This window comes from Pseudomonas sp. NPDC089569 (assembly GCF_050280625.1).
In the GTDB taxonomy this organism is placed as follows: Bacteria; Pseudomonadota; Gammaproteobacteria; order Pseudomonadales; family Pseudomonadaceae; genus Aquipseudomonas.
Map to the genome: position 1 here is coordinate 1 of NZ_JBNNVQ010000224.1, position 2,468 is coordinate 2,468.

The window sequence follows — 2,468 nt, forward strand, 5'->3', positions numbered from 1 at the left end:
AGACGATCGTAGCAAGCTTCTGCCAAGCCCGGCCCTCAGCCGGGCTTATGGCATTTGCGTAAAACGCTTGATGCTTCACCGTCGAAGCCGCAGATGCGACCGAGACAGATCTGCTTCACCGCGTCAGACCTGGCTTTTTGCCAGCGGTGCACGTCTTTTCTGACGGGCCTTTCAAGGCTACCGACGAGCACACCCATTGATTCCTCTCACGACGATCAGCCTGAGGCGCTTTCTTTGTGCGCCACATGATGCGCTATCCGAGCCCCTTCGCAGGTCGCAACCGGATTCAGCGAAACACTTTCAAAAAGTCGAATATTGATCGAATACTGATAGACACTAACGTCAGTGGATTTTCGGCAGATACACTTCCCGACAGCGATTACGCAAACGACACAGGTCGAGCCGCATACCTTGCGCGCCTCAAACGATGACCCGCGTTCGGCCGCCCTTCGCCGCCGACCCCACTCAGCGCAGATGACGAGAACGCCATGGCCGGGCTGATTCCCCAGAGCTTCATTGACGACCTTCTGAACCGCACCGACATCGTCGACGTGGTCAGCTCGCGCCTGCAAATGAAAAAAGCCGGCAAGAACTACACCGCCTGCTGCCCGTTTCACAAAGAGAAGACCCCGTCCTTCAGCGTCAGCCCCGACAAACAGTTTTATTACTGCTTCGGCTGCGGCGCTGGTGGCAATGCCCTCGGCTTCATCATGGACCACGACAACCTGGACTTCCCCCAGGCCGTCGAAGACCTGGCCAAAGCCGCCGGCATGGAAATCCCCCGGGAAGAAAGCGGCCGGGCCCGCAAACCGCGCCAGCCAACCGACTCGCCGCTCTACCCCCTGCTCACGGCCGCCGCCGACTTTTACCGCCAGGCATTGAAAAGCCATCCGGCGCGCAAAGCCGCCGTGGATTATTTGAAAGGTCGCGGCCTGACCGGCGAGATTGCCCGGGACTTTGGCCTGGGCTTCGCCCCTCCCGGTTGGGACAACCTGTTCAAGCACTTGAGCAGTGACACCCTGCAACAAAAAGCCATGATCGATGCCGGGCTGCTGATCGAAAACGCTGAAACGGGCAAACGTTACGATCGCTTTCGCGACAGGGTGATGTTCCCGATCCGCGACACCCGCGGCCGAATCATTGCCTTCGGTGGCCGGGTCCTGGGCGACGACAAGCCCAAATACCTGAACTCGCCGGAAACCCCGGTGTTTCACAAGGGCCAGGAACTCTATGGCCTGTTTGAAGCACGCAAGAACAACCGCAACCTCGACGAAATCATCGTTGTCGAGGGCTACATGGACGTCATCGCCCTTGCCCAGCAAGGACTGCGCAATGCCGTCGCCACCCTGGGCACCGCCACCAGCGAAGAACACCTCAAGCGACTGTTCCGCGTCGTGCCCAACGTGCTGTTTTGCTTCGACGGCGACCAGGCTGGTCGCAACGCCGCCTGGCGAGCACTGGAAGCGACGCTGTCGAGCCTTCAGGACGGCCGCCGCGCGCGCTTCCTGTTCCTGCCCGAGGGCGAAGACCCGGATACCTTGATCCGCTCCGAAGGCACCGACGCTTTCCGCGCCAGGATCAACCAGCACGCTCAGCCGCTGGCCGATTACTTCTTCCAGCAACTGACCGAAGAAGCCGATCCGCGCTCACTCGAAGGCAAGGCCCACATGGCCACCCTGGCAGCGCCGCTGATCGACAAAATACCGGGTGCCAACCTGCGCATCCTGATGCGTCAGCGCCTGAGCGAAATCACCGGGCTCAGCGGCGAAGCGGTGAGCCAGCTGGCGCACAGCGCCCCCCAGGACGCCCCACCGGCCTACGACCCCGGCATCGATTACGACGCGATGCCTGACTACAGCGACTACCATCAGCCGCAATCGCAAGACATGTATGCGCCGCAACAGGAATGGACACCGAACAAATCCGGTGCCGGCGGCAAAAAGTGGGAAAAGAAGCCCTGGAGCAAAAACGGCAAGCGCGGCGATCGCGATGAGCCCTACGCGCCCCGCAAGCCCGTGGCAGTGGAAGCACCGACACTGATTGCGCTGCGTACGCTCATCCACCATCCGCAACTGGCAAGCAAGGTTGAAAGCGCCGATCACTTTGCCAACGAGAGCAATACCTACGCCCAGGTACTGATTGCCCTGATCGAAGCGGTCCAGAAAAATCCTGGGCTAAACTCAATTCAGTTGATGGCTCGCTGGCACGGCACCGAACAAGGTCGCCTTTTGAAGGCTCTGGCAGAAAAGGAATGGCTGATTGACGGCGATAACCTTGAACAGCAGTTTTTAGACACCATTACTAGATTATCCGCGGGTCAGCACACGCAGTCCCTCGAAGAACTCATCAAGAAAGCAAGGCAGCCAGGATTGTCGGCACATCTATGCGCCAACTCTGGGCCGACTCCACCAGGAAAGAACTGGCCACTCTCACAACCAGAGAGTGTTACCAATATCATTATTGCTGCC

At 59.4% G+C, this 2,468-nt stretch carries 1 protein-coding gene; it reads left to right on the forward strand.

Annotated elements, in window-relative coordinates; translation table 11 throughout:
• Positions 1-488: 488 nt before the first annotated feature.
• A partial coding sequence (gene dnaG, locus ACQKP2_RS32435; RefSeq protein ID WP_427582329.1) for a DNA primase occupies positions 489-2,468 on the forward strand: 1,980 nt, incomplete at its 3' end.